At 68.9% G+C, this 3,090-nt stretch carries 2 protein-coding genes; one reads left to right on the top strand and one right to left on the bottom strand.

Going from position 1 to position 3,090, the window contains the following annotated elements; all coding sequences use genetic code 11:
• Positions 1–14 precede the first annotated feature (14 nt).
• A complete protein-coding gene (locus G4D87_RS36010) occupies positions 15–1,121 on the bottom strand; it encodes an RNA polymerase factor sigma-32 (RefSeq protein WP_163787324.1) in 1,107 nt (368 codons plus the stop codon).
• Positions 1,122–1,189: 68 nt separating this feature from the next.
• Here G4D87_RS36010 and G4D87_RS36005 point away from each other — a divergent pair.
• The coding region (locus G4D87_RS36005; RefSeq protein WP_163787322.1) for a DEAD/DEAH box helicase at positions 1,190–3,090 on the top strand (1,901 nt) is incomplete at its 3' end.

The following is a 3,090-nucleotide window of genomic DNA, read 5'->3' as shown; positions in this document are numbered from 1 at the left end:
CCCCTCCCCCGCCGTCAGGCCTTGGGACTGGCCACCAGGTCGAAGTCCGGGATGTGTTCACGCATGAACTCACGCATCCGGTTGATGAGGGCCGCCTCGATTTGCCGGGCCCGCTCCCGGCTGACTCCGTACTTGTCGCCAATGTCCTGGAGCGTCAGGGGCTCGTCGGAGACGAGGCGGCTCTCGAAGATGAAGCGCTCCTTGCCCTCCAGCGTCCGGGCGAACTCGGACAGCTTCTCCCGGAAGAGGGCCTTGAGCTGCTCGGCGCCCAGGCGCTCGTCGGCCGGCATGGAGTTGGACGGCAGGTAGCGGTCCGCCCGGGTGCTCCGCGAGTCGTCGTCGTTGCCCAGGGGCGCGTCGATGGACATCTCGTCATGCCCCAGCCGCTGGTCCATCTCCACCACGTCCTGCTCGGTGACGTTCAGCCGCTCGGCGAGCAGCTTGGGGCTGGCCTCGAAGCCCTGCGCGACGAGCTTCTCCTGCTCCTGGCGCAGCTTGAAGAAGAGCTTCCGCTGGGCCTCGGTGGTCCCCAGCTTCACCATCTTCCAGTTGTCCATGATGTAGCGGAGGATGTACGCGCGAATCCACCAGGCGGCGTAGCTGCTCAGCTTCACGCCGCGCTCCGGGTCATACTTCTTCACCGCCTGCATCAGCCCGATGTTCCCCTCCTGGACCAGGTCCAGCAGGGACAGCGGGTTGCGGTGGTACTCGTGGGCCAGCTTGACGACCAGGCGCAGGTTGGACGCCACCAGCCGGTAGGCCGCGTTCACATCCCCGGATTCCTTGTAGTACCGGGCCAGCTCGAGCTCCTCCTCCCGCGTCAGGAGGGGATGGCGATGCACCTCGGCCATATAGGCCTGGAGGGGGTCCCTGGGCGTGAGCCCCACCTCCTCCGCGCGGACCAGCGCCCTGGGGGGCGCCACGGGGGTGCCCAGGTCGGCCTCGGGTTCGACCTCCGCCAGATCCGCCGCGTCCGGCTCCAGGGAATCCGGGTCCGTTTGAGCCTCGACCTCCGCCCCGTCCACCTCGGCGTCCGCGACGTCGCCAGCCCCGGGCGAGGCCGGCCGTTTCACGCGGGGGCGGGGGGACGTCCCTTTGGTTCTTTTCCTCCCATTCGCCATGGGGGCTCCATACAGCAAAGTGCCGCGATTGTTGCCACAGGGTAATGCAGGGGCTATGCCCATGCCCGATGAGCGACATCCAAGAGCCAAACGTGCCGGGGAGTCCGGCGCCTGACGAAGCCCCGACGCGTCCCGCCGAGTACATCGCGGACATCGGCTTCGACGACATGAACCTGTCAGAGCCCATCCGCCTTGCCTTGGCGGAGGTCGGCTATACCAACCCCACCCCCGTCCAGGCCCGCGCCTTCAAGCCCGCCATGGAGGGAAAAGACCTCATCGTTCGCAGCAAGACGGGCACCGGGAAGACGGCCGCGTTCGGCCTGCCCCTGCTCGAGAAGATTCCCGCCGACGAGCGCCGCGTCCGCGCGCTCATCCTCTGCCCCACCCGCGAGCTGGCCCTGCAGGTCGCGGACGAGCTGAGGTCGCTCGCCAAGCACAAGGGCCTGAAGGTCGCGGCCATCTACGGCGGCGCCTCCATGAAGCAGCAGGAGGACGCGCTGGAGGATGGCACCCCCATCATCGTCGGCACGCCGGGCCGCGTGTTCGACCACATCAACCGCGGCAACCTGAAGCTCGACGCGTGTGACCACGCCGTCCTGGATGAAGCGGATGAGATGCTCAACCAGGGCTTCTACGAGGAGGTCACGCGCATCCTCGACCGCCTTCCCAAGACGCGCCAGGTGCTGCTCTTCAGCGCCACCGTCCCCACGGACATCCAGAACCTCATCGCGCGCTACACGACGAACGCGGAGACGCTGCTGCTGTCGGGCGACGTCTTCACGGTGGAGCACATCCACCACATCCGCTACAACGTGTCGGACGCCTTCCCCAAGCCGCGCAACCTCATCTACGTGCTGGAGAAGGAAGAGCCGCAGAACGCCATCATCTTCTGCAACACGCGGGATGACACGGCGCTGGTGACGGCGGTGCTCAACCGCAACGGCTTCGACGCGGAGCTGCTCAATGGCGACCTGCCGCAGAAGGAGCGCGAGCGGGTCATGGGCAAGGTGAAGCGCGGCGAGGTGGCCTTCATGGTCGCCACGGACATCGCGGCGCGCGGCATCGACATCTCCGGCCTGGAGTACGTCATCAACTACTCGCTGCCGGAGGACCCGGCGGTGTACCTGCACCGCGTGGGCCGCACCGGCCGCATCGGCAACAAGGGCACCGCCATCAACCTCTTCTCCGGGCGCGAGCTGGCCACGTACACCGTGCTGGAGAAGAAGTACGGCATCAAGTTCGACAACCGCGAGATGCCGGCCCCGGAAGAGGCCATGCGCCTGTGGACGGAGCGCCACGTGCGCGAAATCCAGGAGGCCGCGGGCGGCTCCGTCTTCGAGGGCTTCCTCCCGCTGGCCGCGCAGCTCAAGCCCCGCGCGGACGCCGACGACCTCATCGCCTTCCTGCTGAAGTACTTCTTCAGCCACCTGCGCATGGAGAAGGCCGCCGCGGCGATGGCGGCGGAGGGGCGTGAGCCTCCGCAGGAGCGCAAGTTCGAGAGCCGCGAGAGCGGCCGGCGCGAGCGCGGCGAGCGGAAGGAGCGTGGCGGGGAGCGCCGGGAGCGTGGTGAGCGCGACGACCGGCGTGAGAAGCGCGGCGAGTCCTCCGAGCGCGAGCGCGAGCGCCGGCCCCGCCGTGACGACGCGCGGCGCGAGAGTGTCCGCGGCGGCGGCGAGAGTGTCCGCGGCGCGGCGGCGCTGGAGGCCGGTCCGGGCGAGGCGAAGCTGTGGGTGAACCTGGGCACCGCGGATGGCCTGGGGCCGGGCAGCATCGCCACGGCGCTGGAAGACGCGGGCGCCCCGGTGGGCAAGGTGGTGCGCGCCGAGCTGCGCCCCACCTTCGCCTATGTCTTCGTGGCGGAGGAGGACTGCGCCGCCTTTGAGACCATCAACGGCAAGCAGCACGGCACCAAGACGCTGCGCGTGGAGAAGAGCAAGCCGCGCACGGAGCGTGACGCCGCGCCCCGCCC

The organism is Myxococcus vastator (assembly GCF_010894475.1).
Taxonomy (GTDB): Bacteria; Myxococcota; Myxococcia; order Myxococcales; family Myxococcaceae; genus Myxococcus; species Myxococcus vastator.
The sequence above is the reverse complement of the archived record's forward strand: the minus strand, read 5'-3'. Positions and strand labels throughout refer to the sequence as shown.